17 protein-coding genes are annotated in these 24,998 nt (G+C 38.1%); 2 read left to right on the forward strand and 15 right to left on the reverse strand.

Annotation, left to right across the window (positions count from 1 at the left end):
• Window positions 1-144 precede the first annotated feature (144 nt).
• Window positions 145-1,806: a DUF7133 domain-containing protein gene (locus NU887_RS09820; RefSeq protein ID WP_258423188.1), complete on the forward strand. Its 1,662-nt coding sequence runs from the start codon at window positions 145-147 to the stop codon at window positions 1,804-1,806.
• A 222-nt stretch (window positions 1,807-2,028) separates the two neighbouring features.
• On the opposite strand, the gene NU887_RS09825 is transcribed toward NU887_RS09820, so the two are convergent.
• The gene (locus tag NU887_RS09825; protein ID WP_258423189.1) at window positions 2,029-4,434 is read right to left on the reverse strand and encodes an ABC transporter permease; all 2,406 of its coding nucleotides are present in this window, start codon (window positions 4,432-4,434) and stop codon (window positions 2,029-2,031) included.
• Window positions 4,435-4,720: 286 nt separating this feature from the next.
• On the opposite strand from NU887_RS09825, the gene NU887_RS09830 reads away from it, so the two are divergent.
• Window positions 4,721-5,191 carry a hypothetical protein gene (locus tag NU887_RS09830; RefSeq protein ID WP_258423190.1) on the forward strand — a complete coding sequence of 157 codons (471 nt, stop codon included), beginning with the start codon at window positions 4,721-4,723 and terminating at the stop codon, window positions 5,189-5,191.
• A gap of 159 nt (window positions 5,192-5,350) precedes the next feature.
• Here NU887_RS09830 and NU887_RS09835 read toward each other — a convergent pair whose 3' ends face one another.
• From NU887_RS09835 to NU887_RS09900, 14 genes are all read right to left on the reverse strand, one after another.
• The gene (locus NU887_RS09835) at window positions 5,351-6,124 is read right to left on the reverse strand and encodes an abortive infection system antitoxin AbiGi family protein (RefSeq protein ID WP_258423191.1); all 774 of its coding nucleotides are present in this window, start codon (window positions 6,122-6,124) and stop codon (window positions 5,351-5,353) included.
• A 130-nt stretch (window positions 6,125-6,254) separates the two neighbouring features.
• Window positions 6,255-6,605: a hypothetical protein gene (locus NU887_RS09840; RefSeq protein WP_258423192.1), complete on the reverse strand. Its 351-nt coding sequence runs from the start codon at window positions 6,603-6,605 to the stop codon at window positions 6,255-6,257.
• 162 nt (window positions 6,606-6,767) lie between these two features.
• On the reverse strand, window positions 6,768-7,697 hold the full coding sequence (locus tag NU887_RS09845; protein WP_258423193.1) for a hypothetical protein: 930 nt from the start codon (window positions 7,695-7,697) through the stop codon (window positions 6,768-6,770).
• A gap of 528 nt (window positions 7,698-8,225) precedes the next feature.
• Window positions 8,226-9,383 carry a PDDEXK-like family protein gene (locus tag NU887_RS09850; protein ID WP_258423194.1) on the reverse strand — a complete coding sequence of 386 codons (1,158 nt, stop codon included), beginning with the start codon at window positions 9,381-9,383 and terminating at the stop codon, window positions 8,226-8,228.
• Between the two features lie 1,022 nt (window positions 9,384-10,405).
• Entirely contained in the window at window positions 10,406-11,047 is a 642-nt protein-coding gene (locus tag NU887_RS09855; protein ID WP_258423195.1) for a hypothetical protein, read from the reverse strand.
• A gap of 286 nt (window positions 11,048-11,333) precedes the next feature.
• Window positions 11,334-12,446, reverse strand: coding sequence for a hypothetical protein (locus tag NU887_RS09860; protein WP_258423196.1), 1,113 nt, complete (start codon window positions 12,444-12,446; stop codon window positions 11,334-11,336).
• Window positions 12,447-12,551: 105 nt separating this feature from the next.
• Window positions 12,552-13,271, reverse strand: a complete 720-nt coding sequence (locus NU887_RS09865) for a hypothetical protein (RefSeq protein ID WP_258423197.1) — start codon at window positions 13,269-13,271, stop codon at window positions 12,552-12,554.
• Window positions 13,272-13,691: 420 nt separating this feature from the next.
• Window positions 13,692-14,237: a hypothetical protein gene (locus tag NU887_RS09870; protein WP_258423198.1), complete on the reverse strand. Its 546-nt coding sequence runs from the start codon at window positions 14,235-14,237 to the stop codon at window positions 13,692-13,694.
• Between the two features lie 63 nt (window positions 14,238-14,300).
• Window positions 14,301-14,903, reverse strand: coding sequence for a hypothetical protein (locus NU887_RS09875; RefSeq protein ID WP_258423199.1), 603 nt, complete (start codon window positions 14,901-14,903; stop codon window positions 14,301-14,303).
• Window positions 14,904-15,187: 284 nt separating this feature from the next.
• A complete protein-coding gene (locus NU887_RS09880; RefSeq protein WP_258423200.1) occupies window positions 15,188-15,787 on the reverse strand; it encodes a hypothetical protein in 600 nt (199 codons plus the stop codon).
• A gap of 435 nt (window positions 15,788-16,222) precedes the next feature.
• Window positions 16,223-18,598, reverse strand: coding sequence for an arylsulfatase (locus NU887_RS09885; protein WP_258423201.1), 2,376 nt, complete (start codon window positions 18,596-18,598; stop codon window positions 16,223-16,225).
• 542 nt (window positions 18,599-19,140) lie between these two features.
• Window positions 19,141-21,594: an ABC transporter permease gene (locus NU887_RS09890; protein ID WP_258423202.1), complete on the reverse strand. Its 2,454-nt coding sequence runs from the start codon at window positions 21,592-21,594 to the stop codon at window positions 19,141-19,143.
• 279 nt (window positions 21,595-21,873) lie between these two features.
• Window positions 21,874-24,342: an ABC transporter permease gene (locus NU887_RS09895; protein WP_258423203.1), complete on the reverse strand. Its 2,469-nt coding sequence runs from the start codon at window positions 24,340-24,342 to the stop codon at window positions 21,874-21,876.
• Between the two features lie 320 nt (window positions 24,343-24,662).
• A complete protein-coding gene (locus NU887_RS09900; RefSeq protein ID WP_258423204.1) occupies window positions 24,663-24,929 on the reverse strand; it encodes a hypothetical protein in 267 nt (88 codons plus the stop codon).
• Between the last annotated feature and the right edge of the window lie 69 nt (window positions 24,930-24,998).

The raw sequence follows: 24,998 nt of genomic DNA on the forward strand, positions 1-24,998 counted from the left end.
TTTCGAATCAAAATTTAATTCCTTTAACCTACATTTAATAGGTTTGAAATAGGGGAAAATATCATTTAATACAGGTTTTTCTTTTTTTCCATTCTTCAATTCTATCCTTTAAATATTTTGAGTTTTTACTAATCAAAAGCACCTATGAGCACGACATATAAAGAGGCCAACATGGTCTATCTTTTTTCTAAAATAAGCTCCTTTGTTTTTTCGATATTTCTAACCGTTTTGATTATTTCTTGTCAAAATCAAGAAAAATCCACTCTTGGTCAGGAAACAATTGAAAAGCTGAGGGAGAAAGATATCGATGTTTTTGGTTCTTATGCCATCACCAAACTTCCTATAGAAAAAGGAGTCAAAGTCAGGAATCCTGTTAAAATCATCTTGGGACCGGACAGTGTACTGTATGTAGCAAACAACACCGGAGAAATCTATTCGCTCCATGATTCTGATGGAGATGGTTGGGAAGATGAGGCAAGGCTGTTTTGTAATGTGAAAGATGATGGACTCCGCACTCCTGTCGGCCTTTTATTCAAAGGCAATGAACTTTACGTAGGCACGGCACAAGAAATCCGGATTTATACAGACCAAGACGGTGATGGGAAAGCTGATATCAGCAAAACTTTTTTTGATCGTATACCACAATCAGAACATCCCTATGAATTTACTTCCGGATTGACTTTTGGTCCTGATGGCTACCTATATGTTGTTTTGTCCACAGATTCATGGAATGCAGGCGCAGCCGCGGATCCCGATGGATTTAGAGGTGCGGTACTCCGAATCAGCCCTGACGGAAAAGAAGCAGAAAAATTTGTTACAGGAGTGAGATCAGTCCACAGTATGGTTTTCAATCAATACAATGACCTCTTGTTTATAGACAATGGCGGCGGAGGAAATCCCACCGAAGAACTCAATCTCGCACAGCAGGGCAAATTCTACGGACACCATCCTGTTAAATACAACAATCCTGAATCCAAGGAATTGCCGATTCACAATTTTGTCTCCGAAGTGGCACCTGCAGGAATGGTTTTCAATCCCTTGACAAATGATTTTGGTGGAACTGCAGGTGACCTTTTTGTATCATTTTTTGGACCGGGTGAAAGATGGGAACGGGGGGCTATCAGCAGGTTGGAAATAGAACGCAAAGAAGATGGAACTTACCAAATTGAGGAAATACCGATAGCCAAAAGAATTCCGAAAATATCCGATTTGGCATTTGGGTCAAATGGTGACCTTTACATTACCCATGTCGGAAAGACCGACTATTGGTATCAGCCTATCGAACAGATAGAAGGGGCCATTTACAGAATGACCTATGCCCCTTGGATCAAACCCATGCCGCGCGAAATGCTCGCTGAAGAAAAAACGACTCCCTCCTCAGAAGATGTTTTGGTTGCAGGAAAACAGCTTTTTGCCGAAAAAGCCTGTAGCGCCTGTCACAGTGTAGATGGTAATAGTGACTTAATCGGTCCTGACCTCATGGACATTGGAAAATTCTATTCCAAAACTGAATTGCTCGAGGAAATCAACAATCCTTCCCTACGGTTAAAACCCGGAATGATTGCTACTAAAATCACCAATGTGAATGGCGAGGTATTTTTGGGAAGAGTTGTGGGTACGGACCAGGATTATATCAAGTTGATGGTTATTGGAAACCGCGTCTTGGATATTCCAAAGGCTGAAGTGAAGAGTGAAGAATCATATGAAAAGTCATTGATGTATAACGGCTTGCTCAATGGTATGAGCGAAGAAGAGACTGACGCCCTTTTGTCTTATATCATCAATTTGAAGGAGGAAAATGATTAGGGTCAAATAGGAACAATCGCAGGGAATAATGTTTATCTCAAAGGATCCGGAGAAACAGAAATAAAGAATCTGTAGCAATTGTTTACCTCCCCAAATTCCATTAATCTTTAACTCTTAACCCTTTTCACATTATTTCGCCAATGTTTGTCTGTCCACAAACATTTTTCCTTTTTCTCATTGCCTTCCATGCCCCCCTGTGAACTCTGTGGAGATTTATAAATTTCATTCATCCTTAATGGAATCCACGGGATTGGCCCAAGCGGCTTTCAAAGCCTGCGAACCCACAGTCACCAATGCGATCAACAAGGTCAGACCGCCCGCTAACAGGAATGTGGAAAATGAGATTCCTGCTTTGTAAGGAAATCCTGATTGCCAAGCATCAAGCGCCCACCAAGAAATTGGAAATGCCAACAGCAAAGCAATTCCGACCAAGATCACAAAATCCTTACTTATAAGTTGGATAAGGCTTTCACTGCTGGCGCCAAGGACTTTGCGGATTCCGATTTCCTTGGATTTTTGCTGCACGGTGTAAGCTGCCAAGGCAAACAAACCCATACAGGATATCAGAATGGCAATGATCCCTCCTATCAAAAAAGCCTCACCCAATTGCTGTTCCTGCTTGTATTGCACGGCATACCGTTCGTCCATGAAGAAATAGGAAAAGGGATTTCCGGGAAAAATGTCTTTATAGATTTCTTGGAGGGATTCAAGATTGGCTTTCATTTGATCGCTCCTAACAACCAAACTAAAATAGCCCGAACCCTGTGATGGCAAAAAAACCATCGGTTTGATCTCTTCTTTAAGTGACATATGGTGGTAATCCTTGACCACTGCCAAAACTTCAAATGGTTCTCCCCAAAGTATGTTCTGCCCCACTGCCGCTTCAGCGGATTCAAATCCCAAGCCCAATGCTGCTTTTTCATTGAGCATGAGTTTTTTGGAATTACCCCATCCTTGGCTTGCTTCCTCAGTTGTGAAATTTCTTCCTGCCACCAAGGTCATGCCATAGGTATTGACAAATTCATCATCCATGATCATCATGCCATAGGATTTGTCTTTATCCTCAGGCCTAGGGACCATCGGCGTGATGCCACTCGCAAAGAAATTGTACCCGATTCCGGGTAAGGCATTGGAGGTGCTTAATTTCTCCACAAAAGCCTGTGACCTGACGGTTGATTTGAAAGCTGATATTTTGGAAGCACCGTTTTCACCGATATCACTTGGCCCGTCTATCACGAGCTTCTGTGTGATATCCATGCCCAGATTTTGGTTTTGCATAAAACTGAGTTGGTCGCGGATCGCAATGGTACCGACAATGATGGTCACCGATATGGCAAACTGAAGTATAACAAGAGATTTCTTGAGCGTTTGACTGCTTTTTGGTTGAAAATTGATCTGAAACTGATGGCCAAATTTCCCTGACAGCATCACCACATAAAATCCTGAAAGAAGGGTACAAAGCATGAATATGGCAAAAATCACCAACCAAAATACCGGTAATGCATAAGCCCCAAACCAAAGCGCCTGTCCGAATATTTTCTCAAACGGGCTTTCCAAAAGATTGACAATCAAAAAAGAAATCCCGAATGCAAATGCCATCAGCAGCAATGTTTCGATCATAAACTGCTGTGCAAGCTGCCAACTACCGGCGCCAAGCACTTTTCTCATCCGGATTTCCTTGATCCTTGTAAGGATGTTTGCAGCGGAAAGGTTCAGGTAATTGACATAGGCTATGGCCAATATCAACAAAGCAATGGCTGCAAAAACCAGAACGGTTCCCATACTTCCCTGCGTCGGCAAAGGGTCAGACAGGGAATTGCCCAGATGGATTTCCGATAATGGCTGCAAAATGACAGTTTCGTCCTTGGCATCCGGATTTTGCCTTACAAATTGCGTGATCAGGTTTTCTGTATTTGATTTGTCAACTCCGTCTTTGAGGGTAATAAAGAGGTTGACAAAACCGGAATCCATCCCATTGGGGTCTGCCCAGTCATTGCCATTTCTATTGGCTTGATTTTCCAAAGTATGGATGGAGAGAAAGATCTCTCCTTTGATATCAGACCTGTCAGAAATTTCATCCAAAATCCCGCTGACGGTATAGTCGGTTTTGCCAAATTGGTTGCTCACCTGAATGGTTTTGCCTATGCCGTTTTCACTGCCAAAGAACTTCTTAGCCAATGAAGCTGAAATTACCACCGTATTTGGTTGGGTCAGATCGGCATTGCCTTTTAGTATTGGAAAGGAAAATGCCCTGAAAAAATCCCCGTCTGCATACATGATCCGATCCTCTTTGAAAGATTCCTTGGTATCGGGGATGATGACCAATCCACCTGCTATCTGACTTGCCAAGGTATTGACTTGGGCTATATTCGTAAACTGTGATTCCATTACCGCCGCATATCCTGGAGGAAGAAAGACCTCAGGTTCATTGACCCCATCCGTCACCACAAGCCGGTAAATATTATCCTTGTTGGCATGGAAATCATTGTAGGTCCATTCAGATGCTACAAAAGAAAAGAGCAACAGGAAAGAACTTAGGCCCAAGACCAAACCTGTGAGGTTGATAAAAGTAAAAAGCTTTCTTTTGGTTAGACTTCTCCAGGCAATGCGAAGGTAGCTGTGGATCATGGGAGTATAAAATGAGGATTTGGGAAAAGGGACAAAAGAGAAACAAGCATCAGTTGATATTGTTGGCTTTGCCAGTTCTATGCCACAGAAAGAGGCCCAAATTGAAAGAATTAAGCGATTTGTCCGCCTACGCACAAGCTCTACCCGATCAAAAATGTCCGAATTCGGGCAATCTACATGTAATTTCAGGAACAGTAGAGAAGGAATTGGAATTACAAATTCCAAAAAATAAAATGGTGGGATTGCAAATTTCACCCAGCGGAGCATATGAAATGTGGATAGGTCTTTGAAATGGGTACTTCCATACCCCACCAGTGAGCCCCCAAAGTCCAAGCTTCAACCAAATAGGCGCAACATTGAATCAAAAAGGTCCAAGGTCGGAGCAAAAAGAATCAAAGTTGATACAAAAAGACCCAACAATAATGTAAAAAGACCCAACTTTGATATTAAAAGACTCAAAGTTGATACAATAAGATCCGACGTTGAAATAAAAAGACTAAACGTTAAGGTTAAAAGATCCAAGGTTGATACAAAAAGGCTCATCGTTGATACAAAAAGGCTCAACGTTGAACCAAAAAGACTCAACGTTGGAGCAAAAAGGTCCAACGTCGAAGCAAAAAGAATCAACGTCGGAGTAAAAAGGCTCAAGCGTGAACCAAAAAGGTTCAACGTCCGAGCAAATTGGTGCAAGCGAGGAGTAAATAGGTCTGACGGTGGGGTAATGAAGTGGAGGGGGGTACTTCGGAAGTACCCCTGAAAAATAAAATACTCCTACCTCTAGGTTCTTGGGAATGGCATTTGAGTGGGATTTCAAATCCCCCAAAAAAAAGGGGGAGCGATTACCTGCCGATAGCTATCGGCACCATCCAGTCCAGGTTCAATTGTCTAAAATACACCCAAAGGGGGCTTTATTTTTCTAAAAATCTTTAATTATTTGATCATTAGTTATTATTCTAGAGGTCAACTTTTTAATGGCTCTGCTATTGAAGTTTACTTTTATTGATTCCAGATCTTGAATAAAGGAATCGATTTCATCATCATTATTAATTATGAGGTATCTTATATCCTCAGGTTTGAAATTCAGTTTTCTAAAAACCGCTATCTTTTTATTTTCTACTTCTTTTATATTTTGATCATTAAATTCATCTTTTAGCAAATGTGATCTAAACAATTTTGGATCTAATTCTGGAATCCATCTCCATTCTCTTTCATCATAGAATCTTTTTTTAATGATTTTTCCATCTTTTATCATGTTCCCATAATATGGTTTTAAATGCATTAAAAGTTCTGAATAACTTTTTCTAAAAATAAATTTGTCATCTTCAGACAATTTCTCTTGTATTGAATCAAACCAAGAAATTAGATTTTCAATTGTATTGGCAGTTTTTGCATTTTTCCTTGTGTATATTACAGGACTTAAGTTGTTCTTAATTGCCCATTCTTTACTTAAACCTATCCCGTAGTTTCCATATAGTCCAATGTGCCTCTTAACCTTTGATAAAGGAATGTCGCAAAAACAAACCATAGGATAGGCAAGGTTTGAATTGAAAGGAATTTTCTTAAAAAAATTTGGTACTTCAAGACAATATCTAGGTAAAAATGTGCTGGCTAAAATACCTGTTAAATTCTTTAAAGAGCCTGTAAAATGAAAAAGAGTATTAGAACTTAGATTCTCAAAATGTGATCCCATATTAACTTATTTCTTTATTTTAATTTTTTCTTTCTCCTTGGATTGAGATAAGATTTTCTAGTGGAAAGGCATTGCGGAAATTTTAAGTTTCTCTTTGTTTTCGAAATGACACGGGGGGCTAATTTGGTAATTATAAATCTCGATACCGTTGAGTAGCATGAAGACCCTCGATGATTGGATTAACAAGGTCAGTTGCATTTTCGGCAGACTCAACTCTCGCTCGCATTGATGCAAGAAATATTTGTTCGTCGGAGGTTGGTTTTCTTTGTAGGAATTTGTCAATGGCCTTAATGATATATCCTTTTACATCTTTAAACTGTTTTTCATAAGGCTTTGAGAGAAAATTTTTACCAATATCAGCCATTAATAAAAACTTAAAATAAGCCGTTTCAGCACCATGTTTTCCACGTTCACAATTAAAAGCTCTTCTTATAAAAAACTCATAAGAATTTCCATGCATGTAAGTTTCTTGTTCAGTCATTTTTTTTCTGTTTAATATGTTCTGTTTATTCGGTTTTCTAAAAAGGTAGGCAATAGGCGAAGAAGGGGATTTCGAAGCCCTAAACTGTCTGCCAGCACTGAACTTGATACGAAGCACAAAACTTGATTTAACCATTTAACCGCCACTTTTGGGTAGGTGCTGTTAGCTGATGTTTTTCAGTGTCATGTATCTTAATTTGTGTTGTTTTTTCAAATTCTCATCACTGTAGTAATCGTATATTTTGTCATAGGGCGAGATTGATATGTCGAAGTCTTGTTTTAAATGATAAACAATATACCTCGAAAAATTTTCACAGAATGGCTTTTTTAATTTACTTGGTTCAATTAAATGACTCTTTATTGTCAAACCGATAAAATAGTTGAGTCCAAATTTTTCAAATATTCTAGTATTTATGTCAGTCGCAATTCTAAGACAAGTCTCCGAATACATAATACAATGATGGGGTTTTAGCTCTATAGATTCATTCGTCACAATTGGAGGGTCTGATATTTTTTTTTTAATATATTTTGTTTCCCAACTTTTTATTGCCATTTGGAAATCATCACTTTCAGAGATTTCAATAAGTTTCGTGGTTGGATGCCCCATATTGTGTGCAACACAATGCCTCAGAACTTCATAAAATTTCAATACAGGTAGAATTCCTTTAATGTTGTCAATTGGCCAACCTAGTTTTGCATAGAGTGAAATAATTTTAGACTCTTTCTTTTCTTCTATATCCTCTTCATTGTTGCAAACATTTTTGTCTACCGTTAATTTTGGGAAAAAGCTAGATAACTGCCCTTCGGCCTGTTTGAAAAAAACATCAAAAGCTGAATAAACCCAAATAATTCCAGTTTTTGATAGGTCATTTTTTAGTTGCGCTACTTCTTTCTCTATATTCTTAATTATTCTTGGGGTCCATCTTTCCCCCGCTTCAAGAATTAGTGTATTTATGTGTTCAGATAATTCTTTTGAATCCTCCTTAGATTTATAAAGGAAATCAACAGCTACCGTTGAAACCTTTATATAGTTATTCAAACGAGTATGTGAGTGCAGAAATTTTTGAAAGGGTTCTGATTTGAAATTTTCCATCTTTATTTAACTTTGCATATCAGAAAAGCTGAAATTTACGTATCGAAAATAAATAAAGAGTCCATCTTGGTCGTTGGTTCGAATCCAACTTCCCTCACAAGCGTCAAATAATTTTGGGGGAATACGTCTCAGTGGTAGAGCGGGGTATCGCATTAAGCGTTGTAGAGATACAACGCTTTTTTTATTTAATTCTATCGCTACTTTCGTCATTGTACTTTGGTCTCTTAAAATATCAGCTAACGGTTTACTTTATTCTATTATAGAGGAAAGCATCGATATAGCATGTTTTCCACAATATTGTGGAAATAACTCCAATCTCAAACTTACCTTTTCTTTGACAAACAAAAAATCCCGTGGTCGGTGTATTTTTTACCAAAGACAGATATAGATTTTTTTGAAATAGGACTTAGCGGCCCTTTGCGAAACCTTGGCTTCATCCAATAAAATAATTGCGGAATACCTCTCTTGCAAACTTTCACAAGGAACTTAACTCGGCATTTTTGCCAACCGATCTAAGTAGTTGATTTTTTAATATTTCTCGTCATTAAAATTGTCACATATTAGTTTTATGAAGGTCTTTGCCCTCTCTTTGGCTTTTCCACTTTCTATGTCAATCCAAAATTGCTCGCTATTTTCTATATTTTTATAGAAGAATTGCCACATTGGCCACCAGCCAGAAACAAAGAATTTTTCTCTTAATTCATTTTCTAATTGGGTTTCTATTTCAGGAAATCGTGTTTTATTGTTGTCGTGTTGGAGCCTGATTAAACCAAATAAAAGTCCTCCTTTTTCATAGTTAAATATTATTCTGTTGTTTGTCCATTTACTTGGTCTTAGTTTTAGGCCTTTCACTTCTAAATTTAACTCTTGGCCAATTTCAAATATCTGTTCTTCAAATTTATGTTTAAGTTGTCGCTTAACTTCTTGCAGTGAATTAGACACTAAAAATGCTATTTCTAAATTCTGAACGTTTTCATTTATCAAATCAACTACTACTTCCTGAGTATTAATGTTTTTCTCTCCCATATACATTCTTCTTAGCTTTTTTTCAAAGTCATTTATAAAAGATTTTACTCTATTGTTTTGTGTTAAATTTCCAAATTCATTCAGACACTCAATCATTTGCTCTTCATATGATAGAATTTTTAGCCTGCTTTCATTAATATAATTTTCTCTTTCTTCTGCACTTATACTTTCATTTGAAACTGTTTTGTCTTGTGGGCTTAAGTAAATTAAACAGTAATTATTTTTAGTTTGGGATGCTAAAAAGTCCAAATAATCAGCAATCTGATTTTGTTGGTCTGCTGTACCAACATAGATTTTATTTTCAATTGCAATTACTTGTTCAAAATTGTTTTTATTGATAATTATATCAATTCTTCTTCCTTTGTCAATCCTGTATTCACACTGTACGGTTACTTTATCATTTTCATTGAATTGAAAAAAATCAAGTTCAAACTTTTTAATAAAGTGTCTTAAATAAACATAACCATGTTCGTGTGTTTCAATAGGATTTAAAAAAAATGAAATTATAGCAGAAACTTTGTTTTCGTCTATCCACCAAAAGTCAAATGAATTAAAATTTGGAGCGATTTCCTTTCCATAATAATTCTTTAATTGTTCTGTTAGTTTTATTTTTGTTTCAACATTTGAAAAGAAGTTTTTTATGTATAGTTCGCTTGTCATTGATTTTCTGTTTTTAACTTCTGACTAACTTACACTTTCTCACCTTATAAAGAAAAGCATTTCAGTCACGTATGATTTCAATAATTAATTGGATAACCCTACCCCATCAAACTTACCTTTTCTTTGACAAACAAAAAATCCCGTGATCGGGGTATTTTTTAATAGAGAAAGAAAAAAAATGGATTTTCAAAAATATAAGGGTGGAATTGCATGCCGATAGCTATTGACATCCATCATGTCCAAGGAAAAAGCCTTATAGCCTACTCCAATACCTTACAGGCCTGTCCAAAAATATCACCTCACCCACTTCGGAGAACCATCGTGTCGCCTAAAAGCTGACAGCGAGAACCAAAAAGGTGAGACGGGTCACTTCCGAGGCGAGAGCGAGGAGCAAAAAGGTGACACGGGTTACCAAAATGGTGAGACGAGTCACCAAAAAGGTGACAGCGAGGTGCAAAAAGATAAGACGGGTTACCTAAAAGGCGAGACGTGTCACCTCCGAGGCGACCCGTGTCAGCAAAAAGGCGACCCGTGTCAGTAAAAAGGTGACTTGGGTAGGTAATGAAGTGGAGGGGGGTACTTCGGAAGTACCCCCCTCCACTTGGGAAGTACCCCCTTTGGGCAAAATACTCCTACCTCCCGGTTCTCGAGAAAGGTATTTCTTGGCTTGGGAAGAATTCAGGATTTTTTATCAGCGATCAGCTGCCAAGGGTTGAACTTCTCGGAATTGGAATTACAAATTCCAAAGAATAAAAGGGTGGAATTACAAATCTCACCCAGTCTAATTTCAATTGTCTAAACTACACCCAAAGGAGAATGGTAAGTTTGAAGATTGAAAAAGATAGGGAAAGGAATTACAGATTCTGAAAAAATAAAGATTATTATGTAAAAAAGTACGCGATTACGAAGCACTAAACTTTCGGTAAAGCAACAATTTTGATACGTGCCAAAAGCCTTGATTTTACTACTAATTAGCCTATTTTTTATTTACATTTTTGTGGGTTCGTGTTATTTAAAATACCTTATGCATGAAAAGAAATTGTATAAATAATACAAAAAGTAATAAAGCCTAAGTAAGTAACGGGATGAAATTTCTTATTAATTGTCCAGTCATAAATAAAAAGTGAAATAAAAAAAGCAGACCATGTCCCAAAAATGGCAATGTCCCAACTTAGGTCTGAAATGAGGAGTGAATCAAGATTTGTACGTGCAATTGACCTGCTCAAAATTGGTCCTAACATAAAAAAGGATGCAACAAGTATAAGCCTTTTATGATAGGGCAGCCTTTTTCTTTTCAAATATGCCAAGGTCACCAATATTGCAAAACCAAATATTAAAAATCTATTTGCCTTAACCATTGGCTCCATGTTATTCCAACCATTGAAAATAACAACAAATATGTATACTGTAGTAATGAATACACCGATAGCGGCTATTAAACCGGCGACCCCAAAACTGATGTGAGCTTTATGATTCCCTTTTTTTATAAAGTTGGTTTGTATGACAAGCATAATAAACCAGGCAAAACAAAATAAGCCGTGAATAATAAATTTTGGGTCACTGTTACTTTTCTGACCAACATCAGTTATCAAATTGTCTGAGAAAGCTAGTATGGACAAACCAAGGAGTATGCTACTTACAATCAAAAAATAATATTTTTTCATATGATATACAACGTGTTATTTATATTGAGAATGACGCACAATATTTTGCTTTATTCTAATATAGGAGAAAGTATCCATATAGCATACTTTCCCTAATATTGTGGAAATAACTCCTATATCCAACTTACCTTTCCTTTGACAAACAAAAAATCCCGTGATCGGGGTATTTTTAATAATGAAAGAAAAAAAATGGATTTCCAAAAATATCAGGGTGGAATTGCATGCCGATAGCTGTAGACACCCACCCAGTCCAGTTTCAATTTTCTAAACGACACTCAAAGGGGGTTTATATTATTTCATTTATGCTATTGTCCTTCTGTAGTATATTTTCATTTGATTCATACAATGAGGATGCGGCCTTGTTAATTTTATCGACCGACACTTTTTTCCATTGATTAATATCTGAGTTGAACTCGGAATTGAATATCAATTTCGACATATTTTGAATCAAAATATAGTTTGCGTACGGATGAGCATTATCCCTGTCAGCTTTATTCGCTCCGGACACAAATTCTGAGATTCGGTCATAAATAGTTTCTTCGGTACAATACATCAATTCAATAACCTTAGACCTATATTCCAAATCAGTAGCACTTAAGTTTGGGTAATTATATAAATCAGTAAAATGTAAACTTTCATGTTTTAAATAAGAAACTTTAAATTTCTCTGAATTTAAATCATAAGTGCTTTTGTTACAGTAAAGCTTTGTAGAATCTTTTGTAGCCCATCCACCAACTTGAGAATCGCCAAATGTTGCAAATTCGTCATAGCCGTTTATATGATAGCTTTCTATAAATACAACAGTAGTTTTGATAGTTTCTTTTGGCAAAATCACATCATACTTTTCTGTACTTTCTTTATTCCAAATAAATAACTCTTGAAAACCATTTCGAAAGTTAAAATTTACTTTAAATCCTTCTTTCTCAATTATTTTTTTCAACACAGAGTCATCTTTAATATTCTTTAGTAAGCTATCTTTTGGAAGTCTTGTTAGATTGTTGGAAAGTACATAGTCAGCGATGTTATTATAAAGTGTGGAGTCTGTTATGCTTTCTGGCACGGGTTTCATCAGTTCCACTCGCCAATATTCACGGTAAATGTTGGAAATGTCGTTTACTATTTTGTTTCCCGAGGTATTTTCAAACACTTCTTCTTTTGAAACAAAACGAGCATACATTTTTTTCTTCCATCTTTGATAAATAAAATTCACTATCGGATTGGAGAAACTTTTTATTTCTTCCATTTTGAAAAAAGCAGTGCTGACATCTCCAACACCTGCTGATGATACGATTTCTCTAAAACTTTGTCTATCGTCGCCAAAATTGTGTCTTCCATAAAAAAATAGAGCAACCAATATTGAGATGCTAATAAGTAAAATGTTTCTTGTTTTTTTCTTCATTTGGTTTTGATTGTGGCTAACGGGACTCAGCTTGGAGTTGGCGGACATTCGAAGCAGTTTCCTTCAAGCTTTCTCCTGACTTCCAAAAGATACTGATTTTCATATTTATTCAGTTTTGCCTGCTGTATCCAAGGTTACTTTATGCATAGGCATTCCTTGGGGGTAATCAATGATTAAATATTTTAAATTCAATTCACCACTAAGTAGATTTACTGTTTTTTCTCCAATACCTAAATAGTTTTTCACTTTCTGTTTGGGCAAATTTCCAAAGGGATTTTCAGTCAATTCATTAAAATCACTTTTATAGGCTGACTCTTCAAGAGATCCACTAATTAATTCCACTATTTTTCCTGAATTAAGAACTATTGAGATTGTATTTAACCATTTCCAATTATCAAATTGTCCCCTTGACATCCAACCATTAAATGTGTACTCATAAAAGTGATGATATTCAAGTAGTAAAAATTTCACATCATTTATCTCAATCTTTCTTTTAAATAAAAATGAATGAAATTTTAAGATTTCACTTGACTTATTAATTGTTAGGAATTTTCTTCTTCCTTTAAATACCTCTATCTCTTTGCTCGATATATCAATATCAAATTCAACAAATTTTGTTCGGAAAGGGAAATCCATCTTGGTAATCTTTGGCTCTTTAGTCCTCCCTTCAGAAATTATATTGTCTCGGAAAGCCTTTAATTTTAGTATTTTTTTAATTGATGATACTGAAAAATAGATTCCAATAATCATTAGAAAAACTAAAATGTCGAGAAACTCAAATCTAAATCTTTCTAACCCAAGTTTGTGACTAAAATATAGTGTCATAAAAATTAGGACGGGAAAGAAAACAAATTGAATTCTGTTAATTAAAATCTTCCTTATCATGTGGGTGTAGGTTCATTTGCTTACGCATAACGTTTTGCTTTATCCCATAATTGGGGAAAGCATCCATATAGCATGCTTTCCCTAATATTGTGGAAATAACTCCAATATAAAACTTACCTTTTCTTTGACAAACAAAAAACCCCTTGATCGGGGTGTTTTTTAATAAAGAAAAAGAATGGATTTCCAAAAATAAAAGGGTGGGATTACATGCCGATAGATTTCGGTACCCCCCTGTCCAGTTTCAATTGTCTACATTATAATCAAAGGGAGGGGTATTTTGCCTTAAGAATTGCCAATAAGCAAATTAGACAGTTTTTTTGTCGGGCTGCTTCTGAAAAAATTATTTGTCCAATCGTCGGTTTATTGTTCTTTAAATTGTTCTTTCAATAGTCCAACAATGTAATTTGCTTCTGCGTCATCGACTCCAAGTCCAAACGAAAAGGTCTTGAGGCCATAGTCAAATTTTATTTTCCCAGGTCCAAGACCCCAAAATGCCATACGATTTCCGCTAAATAAATCATCATTACTTTTTTCTGTCCGGAAGTTTTTAATTGCTGAAATTTCCATTCTATTTTTCTTTCCTATTCCAAATACAGACTTTTCAAATAAAATTTCATTTCTGTCAGTTATAAATTTTTCTTGACCAAAATACCCCCAAAGGAGCATAAAGGAAACCGCCAGTCCACCAACAGTCCAAGCTAAAAGCCAAAATGCCAAAAAGCCGCTTGCTCCTGAATTATCAATCCCTGAGTTAAACAAAAAATCAGAGGCTGATACAAAACCAAAAATCCACCCGCCCATCCATGCCGTCCCAAACAGCAATGAAAACCAATTTTTCTTTGAAGGAATGATAATTTTTAGTCCTCCGAATGTTTTTTCAATTTTAGCTTTACCGTTGTTTGTCATTGATCCGTGCTTTTTTGTCTGGTTCTCAAATACTTTCTATTTTAATTATTTCAATCATTCATTTTATCCCAAAACAATAAGCATTTTATTCAATTGCTCTATCCTTGTTTTTTTGTATTCTCCATCCCATGAGTCTATCAGGATAGGTAAAAGTTCTCGCTTAAGGGCAGTTTTTGTTAACAATTTAATGTCCTCATCAATTTTACCTTCCAAGACAAACTGTCCAAAGCCTATTGCAATGATGGCATCGTCTTGTCCCTTTAAAGTCCTAGCTCCGATTTCATTGGATGAAATGTAAATTTTAAGGATTTCTTCGTCCAATTCATTAAAGTCAAATGGCTTGTAACCCCATTCATCAATAAGGTCTGAAAGAAATACCGTTGGGCTTGACGTTTCGTTTGATTCCCTCCAATCTAAGAAACCATAAAAAGCATCCGAACCGTCATCGCTTCCAAATGGGCCTGATTCTTCAATAGGACTCCAATAAAATGGTTCGTTCAATAAGACTTTTGCTTTTGGATGTGCCTTTTCGGGTGAAAGTTCAAAATTTTCCATGATTTGTTTCTTATTATCAGATGATTGAGAACTATTACCGGATTGTCCGTTGCAGGCTCCAAGATGTGAAAGGCCCATAATCAAAAACATCAGTGTTTTTTGTATTTTCATAAAATCAGGTTTAGTATCCTTCTCCAATCATAAAGGAAAGCATCCATATAGCATGCTTACTCTAGTTTTGTGGAAATAACTCTAATCTCAAACTTACCTTTTCTTTGACAAACAAAAAATCCCGTGATCGGGGTATTTTTTTATAGAGGAAGAAAAAGAATGGATTTTCAAAAATATAAGGATGGAATTGCATGCCGATAGCTTTCGGCACAATACAGTCCAAGATCAGCCGTATAGACTACTCCCAAGCGAGGTAAAAAATTGTTACCTACCACATTTCTTTATCATTGAAACTTTAAATTATTAAGAAACTTTGATCTTAATCTATCTGTCCAGGATAATTTATCATTTTGTTCATCTAGAACTCCAATATCTTTCAAATTTAGATACGTCCAATATCTAATCCTCCAGTTTTCATCTTTTAGAAGCTTTTTCATTTTATTTATTGTCAGCATATCATCGTCTTTAACAAAATCTGGTAATAGATCCAGAGCACAAAATCGAAAAGTAGAATTTTCATTATCCAACTGTGTTGCTAAAATTTCTACAATTCTGTCCCGATGTTTAAATTTATTCGGATCAATAAATGTAAATTCTTGAAGATGATTAAGAATGCTATACGGAGTATTTGATTGTTTGGCAGTTTCAAATAGACGCTCAATCTCAGTTATAAAAAAGTCCGCCCAGTTATCCAAATCCTTCGATAGAGCTTCATAAATAATGGGCAGGTTATTAAGTCTATTGAATTTTTCATTTTGAATTGCATTTATAAATTTTTTTGGGTTATCGTTAGCAAGATTCAAAATTGAAATCAAAGTTTCTTGTTTTTCATGATCATTAAGGTCGTAGAACTTTTCAAGTTTGTTTATCAAATTATTATCCATTTTTTATTATTTGGCTTTTAGTAAGTTTCTTTCTTCAGGAATAAAGTAAAGCATTTTAAAATAGACTGATTTCCCAAATATTATTGAAATAACCACAATTTCAAACTTACCTTTTCTTTGACAAACAAAAAACCCCGTGATCGGGGTATTTTTACAAATGGAAGAATAGATTTTTTGGGATGTAAGACTTGGCGACCATTTGCGAAATCTTTGCGTCCATTACGGTTAAAAATAAAACACCACAGAGTTCAAGGTGTGCACAGAGAAAAAACAGCGTAAGCTTAGACCATTGCGATCTTCGCGAAACCTTGGCGGCCATTGCGGTTAAAAAAATATCCAGCTTCCGGAGAAGCAGGATAACAAATTGGGTTGGATTAAAATGAATAAAGGGCCTAAATACGCCCTTTATTCATTTATAATCTCATTTTTAGAGTTTCATTTTGCTCCAGGTTTGGTCTCGATGGTCACCGATTTAATTTTACCGGTGAACTTTTCTTTATCCGCATAAGCCGGATTTACAGGGGTGTTTTCATCAGTTCCGACATCGGCAGACTCATCTATTCCAAAGGTATTGCTATTGGTCCTGGTGATTTTCCCTTCACCGATTACATTTCCATTCACTGAAATGGTGGCAGTGCCTCCACCTCCACGACCACCGTCATAGGCAAAATCAAGTTTGATGGTATGTTTGCCTGCTTCCACTTTTTGTTTGGAGGTGACTGAATACTTTTCAAGTCCCACCCAATTATAGAAGTAGGTTAGTTTTCCATCCTGCATGTAGAAAGACCATCCGCCAAAGTCCCCGCCCTGACAGATGATAACGCCGTTGGCATTGGCAGGAACATCCACTTCAGCTGTAATGGACAGGGAAGTGTTTTTTACATTGATGAAAGCATTTTCAGGAATACCCTTTGCCCCTTCATAAAGCACGAGTTTGGTACGGCCGTTCATGAGGTCAGGTCTACCTGCAATCACCGGATCGAAGCGCTCGATGCTGCGGTCGTCTATGGGCAACACATTATATTTCAATGCTTCTTCCATAAACTTCTTTTTCAGCTCTTCGAGTTTCTCAGGATTTTGTTCCGCAAGGTTATTGGCCTGGCTGAAATCTTCATCCACATTATACAATTCCCAAATATCTTCCTGAAGAGGACGCCTTGGTTGGCCTTCCCACGGTGCTTTATGGATGGTACCCGCAAACCATCCTTCATGGTAAATGGCCCTGTTGCCGATCATTTCAAAGTATTGTGTTTTGCGGGTGTCTTCCGCTGTTGCATTGTCAAAGGAATAACTCATGCTGACACCTTCAATCGGTCTTTGGGCTATGCCATTGACAATCTTTGGCGCAGGAACTCCCACTGCCTCATAAATGGTCGGGGCCACATCCACAACATGATGGAACTGGGAGCGAACTTCACCCTTTGATTTGATACCTGCAGGCCAATGGAGTACCATACCATTTCGTGTACCTCCAAAATTTGAAGCAACCTGCTTGGTCCAGGTAAAAGGCGTATTTCCTGCCACGGCCCAACCTGCAGCAAAATGGTTGTAAGCATGCTCTGAACCTAGTTTGTCAATTACTTTCATTTGCATATCGAGTGTTTCTTGGACACCGTTGAAGTAGGTATTCTCATTGAACATTCCGATCATTCCGCCTTCAGCACTTGAGCCGTTGTCACCGACCACATAAAAGAAAATCGTGTTTTCCAACTCCCCACGTTCTTCAAGGGCTTCTACCAAACGGCCAACCTGACTGTCGGTATGTTCCGCAAACCCTGCAAAAACTTCCATCTGCTTTTCAAACAGTTTCTTTTCATCTGCAGTTAGTTTGTCCCAATCCTTAATGGCTTCAGGCTTTGGGGCGAGTACTGTATTTTCCGGAACTACGCCCAATGCTTTTTGCCTTGCCAATGTTTCTTCGCGAACCTTATCCCAACCTTGGGAAAATTTTCCTTTGTATTTTTCAATGTATTCCTTTGGCGCATGGTGTGGTGCGTGGGTTGCTCCTGTAGCAAAATAGACATAAAATGGTTTATCAGGAGTAAGAGATTGCTGCGTGTTCATCCATGCGATGGCCTGATCGGTCATGTCATTTGTAAAGTGGTAATTTTCGTCTTTTACATTTGGATAGACACGGGTCGTCCCATCGTAAACCATTGGATGCCATTGGTTTGTTTCTCCTCCGATAAAGCCATAAAACTTATCAAAACCGGAATGCGAAGGCCAACGATCGTAAGGACCGGACACAGAACCTTCCCATGGTGGCGTTTCGTGGTATTTTCCAAATGCCGCAGTACTATAGCCATTCAGCCTCAGCACTTCAGCTACAGGAGTGATGGTCTGTGGACGGATTCCTGTATTGCCCGGGAATGCCGTAGCAACTTCCATGATGGCACCGGCATTATTGGAGTGGTGGTTATACCCTGTGAGTATGGCCGTCCGTGTAGGTGAACACAAAGCTGTCGTGTGAAAACGGTTGTACTTCAATCCGTTTGCTGCCAGTTTTTCCAAAGTAGGCATGTGGATCGGACCTCCGAAAGCACTGGAGTGCCCGAAGCCAATATCATCAATCAACACCACGACCACGTTGGGTGCATTTTCGGGTGCATTTACCTGAAACCGTTTAGGCGCAGTAACATTGCGTGCATCGAGCTCGTTGATTGCCGGATATAACGGTTCTTGGATCGGAAGAATAGAACGGTCCAAAACCCCGGAATCCTGCGAAATTATTTCATTCTCTTGGGTTGGTGGATTACAAGCAACCGCTATAAATAAGGCTAAAGCAAAAAAATAATTGGTGGATTTTTTCATTTTTTCCAAGTTTAGGTTTGTTGATTATTTAAACTGTTTGGGATGTTTTCTAAAGTTATCATTTATCCAAATAATTTGATAAAAAGGAAATAAATTTACTTACAAAAAAATTTGAATTACCCTCAAAGTACCAAACAATCTCTTATACTTTCACACTATTTCAAATTAAAAAGAATCTATTTCTTCAAAAATTAAAAATCCTGTTGATTATGGATTTACAAAAATCAGGATGAGGTATCTCAAGGATATTTCATTGTGACCAAAGAGAAACCTTGGCGACCATGGCTCTGGAAAAAAAACACCACAGAGTTCACAGTGTACACAGAGAAAAAATAGAATAAGCTTGGACCATGGCGACCATTTGCGAAACCTTGGCGACCTTTGCGGTTAAAAAATATCGGGCTAAAAGGAAGCCAAGAAGAATGTGATCCGCCGCGGCGGATCAGAGTGACTGCCTGTTTTTCTACGTCAATCTTCGAGATTTGCAGGAGAATTGATTATTCACCTCTGTGCCCTCAGAGACCACTGTGGTGATTCAATTTTCAATTCGACTTCAAAGAATCCACCGGATTGGCCAAGGCAGCTTTGACAGATTGGAAGCTGACGGTCAGCCAAGCAATTGCCAAGACCGAAATGCCAGAAATAAGGATGATCCACAAGTTGACATTAATCCTAAAAGCGAAATTCTGCAGCCACCATTTTTCCATCACCCACCAAGCGACCGGTACTGCCAAGGCAAAGGCAATCAAAACCATTTTTGTAAAATCCTTGGAAAGCATCATCACAACCCCGCCTACTGAAGCACCCAAAACCTTCCTCACTCCAATCTCTTTGGTACGAAGTGAAGTAATATAAGCCGATAAGGCAAACAATCCGATACAGGAAACGAAGATGGCCAAAACAGAAAATATGGAAAAAATCCTTCCTGTCTGCTGTTCTTCCCTGTATTGTTGATCGAGGCTTTCATCCAAAAAGGAAAACTTAAAGGCCTGTGCCGGAGCGATTGCTTTCCATTTGGCCTCGATAGCTTCGATGGCGGCTTGGGTCTGATTGGGTTTGATCCGTGCAAACACATACTGTCCGCCGATATTCGTACCAAAACTTTCCGTATTCTGCAGTACCAAAGGTGTGATTTCATCCCTGAGTGAAATGAAGTTGAAGTCCTTTACAACGCCGATGACCGTGTGTGCTACTATGACATTTCCTTCAGGTGTGTTTTGTGTTTCCATAAGCTTGGAGCCGATCGGATCTTCGATGCCCATGACTTTGACGGCTGTTTCATTGAGCAATACATAAAGTGAATCATTGGTGTCTTCCGAAAATCCTTTTCCTTCCAAAATTTCAAGGCCCAATGTTTCTGAAACTCCGTCTGCCACTACCATGGATTTGGTGGTAAGGATTTCGGAAGATCCTTCAGGTTGAAACTGAATCCCAAAAAAGGTGGATTCCTGCCCCGGTGATGCAAAAGCGATCGCGGCATTTTCAACTTCAGGCATATTGCGGAGTTCTTCGACAAAGGTTTTGAGGTTTTGGGGACCAAAGCTGAATCCCCTTTCGACGACCAAAACATGTTCTTTGTCGAAACCCAAAGAGATATGCTGCATGTAGGCCATCTGATCCCTGATCACCAAAGTCCCGATGATCAGGATGATGGAAATCCAAAACTGGAACACCACCAAGCCGTTTCGGATCCATTTTCCTTTTTGGCTGCCGGTAAACTGCCCTTTCATGACCTCCGTAGGTTTAAAGGAGGACAGTACCAATGCAGGATATAAACCCGCCAAAAGTCCCACAAAAAGGATGATGCCCAAGATGGATAATGCAAAGCCGAAGCTAAACGGAAGTTGAAGATTTCTTTCGGTCAGGTCATTGAAAAAAGGAATGGCAAACTGTGCAATGACCAAAGCCAAGAAAACCCCTACTCCGCTCAAAAGTATGGCTTCAGTCAAAAACTGCCGCATCAGCTGCGGCCTGAGGGAGCCCATCACCTTTCTGATGCCCACTTCTTTGGCCCTCTCGGAAGACCTAGCTGTGGCGAGGTTCATGAAGTTGACACAGGCGATTCCCAATATCAAAAACGCTACCGCAATCAAAATATAGACAGAATTGATATTGCCCGAAGGTTTCATTTGCGCTTCGAGGTAAGTCGGAAAAAGATGGATGGCATTTAATGGCTGGAGAAAGTACCGATAGCCATTTCCCGCATTCCGGTATTCTTCCCAGGATTTACCCAATTCCCTTTCGATCTGTCCGGCTGCGTATTTATCCACTAATTGAGGGATTTTGGCTTCTAAGACTGCCGGATCGGTACCTTCCCGGAGTTTGAAATAAGTGAATGCGGAAAAACCGGTGAAATTCTCCTGTTGGAGAAATGGAAAACCGGTGTTGGATACAATCGCGCTGAACTTGAAATGGGAATTGAGCGGAATATCAGCTATCACGGCAGCAACTGTAAATTCCAGGTTTTCACCGATCCGGATCAGTTTACCCAATGGGTCTTCCCCACCAAAATACCTTTTTGACAACTCTTCTGTCACGACAATCTCATTACCCTTCCTAAAGAGATTTTCTGAATTCCCCTTGATTATTTCAAAATCAAAAATCTTAAAAAATGAGCTGTCTCCTGATATGATCATCTCTTCGTCGAATTTGACTTCTTCATCCCTTGGGTTTTTGTAAGTCAATTCCACATTTGGAAATCTTGAAGAGATGGTTGCTTCCTCGATTTCTGCAAATGTCTCTTTTGCTACTCCTGCAAATGAATGGGGAATGATGGCGTAATAAGTGGAATGGTTTGGGTAAATCCTTTCCAATGACATCCGATAAATCCTGTCCTGATCTTTGAAAAATCTGTCATAAGAGAATTCATTTTGTATAAAAAGTACGATCAATATGCAGCTCGCAATCCCCACTGCCAAACCGAGGACATTGATGAATGTATAGACCTTCTGTTTGAAGAGGCTTCTGACAGCGATTTTGACATTGTTCTTGATCATGGGTTTTTGGTTGAAGGGTTATTGGATTTTGAAATAAAGTAAATAGGTTGAAATATCCCTGAAATTGATATTCATGGATATTGGATATTGAAGGATATTAATTTCCAGAATTGCCGCGAATGAGGAAAATTATATCTCTGAAGGCAATATATTCATTTATATCGCGCAGCATATATCTACCGTTTTCGTAAAGCATATTTCAATTTATATCGCGAAGCCTATTTCAACAATATTTCACGAAGCATATATCAACCTTATTTCACGAAGTATATTTCAATTTTATTCTGATTTAAGTGAATCCACTGGATTGTCTGTAGCAGCTCTCCAAGATTGGATGGCGATAGTCAGCCAGGCAATAAGAATAGCAACAGCAGCCGTGAGTACAAAAAACCCAACCTGCATCTGAACCTTATTTGCAAACTGTTCCAGCCAAGTAACCATGATATAAAACCCAATCGGCAATGCCAAAACAATAGCTATTATGACCGGCTTGAGGAAATCTTTGGTCAATTGGTGGACAATGGAAAGAGGACTTGCACCCATCACTTTCCGGATTCCGATTTCCTTTCTCCTTCCTTCTGCCATAAAGATGGACAAGCCAAGCAATCCCAAACTTGAAATCAGCAAGGTTAACAAAGCGAATAATCCCAGCAGGTTGCTTAGTCTCGTTTCTCTGTCGTATTGTTTGATCAGACTATCTTCCAAAACAGAAAATTCAAAGGGAATACTTGGGTTAAATTCTTTCCATTTTGAAGATAAGGTTGCAGCTACCTGAGGAATATCATCCGTATTGATTTTGACCAAAAGATGTGAAGAAGCATCAAAATGGTCATTTTGTACCGGCATGTATACTGTGGGAAAAATCTGAAATCTTAAATCTGAAGTCTGATAATCCTTTACCACACCGATAACATTTCCATGGAAATCCAAAAACCGCTGCCCATTTTCTTCTGTGAAAACCTCAATGGGTTTTCCCAAACTTTCTTCTGGTGACAGTCCCATCAATTTAGCAAGGGATTCATTGATGATAAAACCTCCATTGCGCACTGCAGGGAACATTTCCCTCATTTTGAATGCGTCCCCTTTGTCGTTGAATTCTGGAGAAAATTCCCTTCCCGCAACCAACTCTACACCTATTGTTTCAAAATAATTGAAGTCAATATATTGTTGGTTGATCCAGTTTTGGTCATTTGGATTTTGACCTTCATAGGAAAACTGCGGACCCCAACCTGCATCTATACCCGGCCGGGCACTTGATCCCAATACATTTTCAACAAATGAAAACTGCTTGTAAGCATTGGTGAGACTTTCCCTATTTAATCTTGAGACCTCACCCATTGATATTGAAATGATGTTTTCCCTATCAAAACCCAAATCAGCTTTGCGCATATAAGATTGTTGAAAATAGGCCACTGTGGCGCAAAACACCAAGATTCCTGACATCACAAACTGCAATACGACCAAGCTTTGTCTCAGGGCACTCTTATTGGACTGAAAAGTAGTTCCCTTCAAAATCAGATTTGGCTTCAATCCTGAAAGGTACAATGCCGGAAAAAATCCAGACAAAAAGGTGGAAACCGCCAAAGTGATCAAAAGAAACAGCCAAACTTGACGGTCAGCAAAAAGGTTGAAAGGAATCTCCTGTTGCAATAATCCGGAGAACACCGGCAACAAGATCTCAACCAGAACCAGTGCCAAAACCATTGCAAACACATTGACGAGAAATGATTCCGTAAAGAATTGCAGGACCAATTGTGATTTTTTCGCACCTGTCACTTTCCTGATTCCGATTTCCTTCATCCGCTTGATGGCACGGGCAGTGGAGAGGTTGATAAAGTTGATGCAAGCCAAAATCAAAATAAAAATCCCAATACTTAAGAAAATATAAACAGTGGACTTGGGTGTACTTGGACTCAGTTCACTTTGATAGGAATTGTCCAAATGGATGTCTGTGATAGGCTGTAAAAATGGAACGTACTTTTTGGCTTCCTCCTCTGATCTTGCTTTTTTGGAAGCTTCCATCGTGCCTTGATTGATGAAGTCAACTTCCGAAGCATCTTTTAACTTGACATATGTATAACAAAATGGCCACCAAAAACTCCCAAATTCAGCAGTGAGCGGATAGCTTTCTGTGGCTTTAAATGAGTTGAGAGAAGTGATAAAATCAAAGTCCAAATGTGTATTTGAGGGTAAATCTTTCAAAACGCCTTTGACCACAAATTCAAAATCACCTGTCGAAATCAAACTTTTACCAATCGGATCTTCCTTACCAAAGTATTTTTTGGCCATGGATTCTGTCAACAAAATCTGAAACGGGTCATCCAAAACCCCGGTTGTAGTCCCACTCAGCAACGGAAAATCAAAAACCTCAAAAAAACCTTCATCCGCAAAAGTGAATTTTTCTTCCCTGAAACTCTCTTTCTGATTTGGCCCATCGGCAGGTCTGAGGTAAGTACTGATACGGTGGATCCTGACTGCACTTTCAACCTGGTCAAATTCCTTCACCATCATCGGGGCAACTGCACCACCTGTCCAAGCCCAATTTTGGTTTCCATCCACCCTTTGGGCCACTCTGAATATCCTGTTAGAATTGGTATGAAAATGGTCATAACTCAATTCCTGCCTTACAAAGGCCATTAAAATCAGACAACAAGCCAAACCCATCGCCAAACCAAAAATGTTGATGGCAGAAAAAGATTTTTGCCTGATGATATTTCTCCAAGCGGTTATAAAGTAGTTTTTAATCATGATTGATTGGTTTGTGGTTAATGGAAATATGGTTATTGGTTATTTGGTTAATGGATTTTGAAATAAAGTAGATATATGGTTGAGATAAATGGAAATATTTTGATCCCAATTTCAATCAAAGAGATATTAATGGATACTTGATACTAATAGATATTATTTTCCGAAATAACCCTGATTGTGGAATATATCGCCGAAGGCATTATATCAAATTATTTCGCAAAGCATATTTCAACTTTATTTCACGAAGTATATTTCCACCATATTTCACAATCGATATACCTATCGGATACCTCAAAATATCCATCAATATCTAATATCAACTAATATCTAACTTTCTTTTCCACAAACGTAATCGGAACAAATTGGTCAGTGGGAGCTCCGATGTAATACAACATCCAATTGGGATCGTGTTTGGAGAGCATTTCAGAAATGCAGTCTGCCCGGTGACCTTGTGGATTTTGACAGTCATCCCAATAAAACAATTCTACCTTATAGTGGAGAGATTGCTTTTGGTTGTTGATGGTCACCTCAATATTAATGTCCTGCTTTCCGGAACCGGTTGGAATGGGTATAGCGATGTGGGTCATGATGGAGGGGGTTAATTGGTTAATGGTTAATGGTTATTGGGTTATTGGGTTAATGGGTTAGTGGGTTAT

This window comes from Aquiflexum gelatinilyticum (assembly GCF_024741135.1).
In the GTDB taxonomy this organism is placed as follows: Bacteria; Bacteroidota; Bacteroidia; order Cytophagales; family Cyclobacteriaceae; genus Cognataquiflexum; species Cognataquiflexum gelatinilyticum.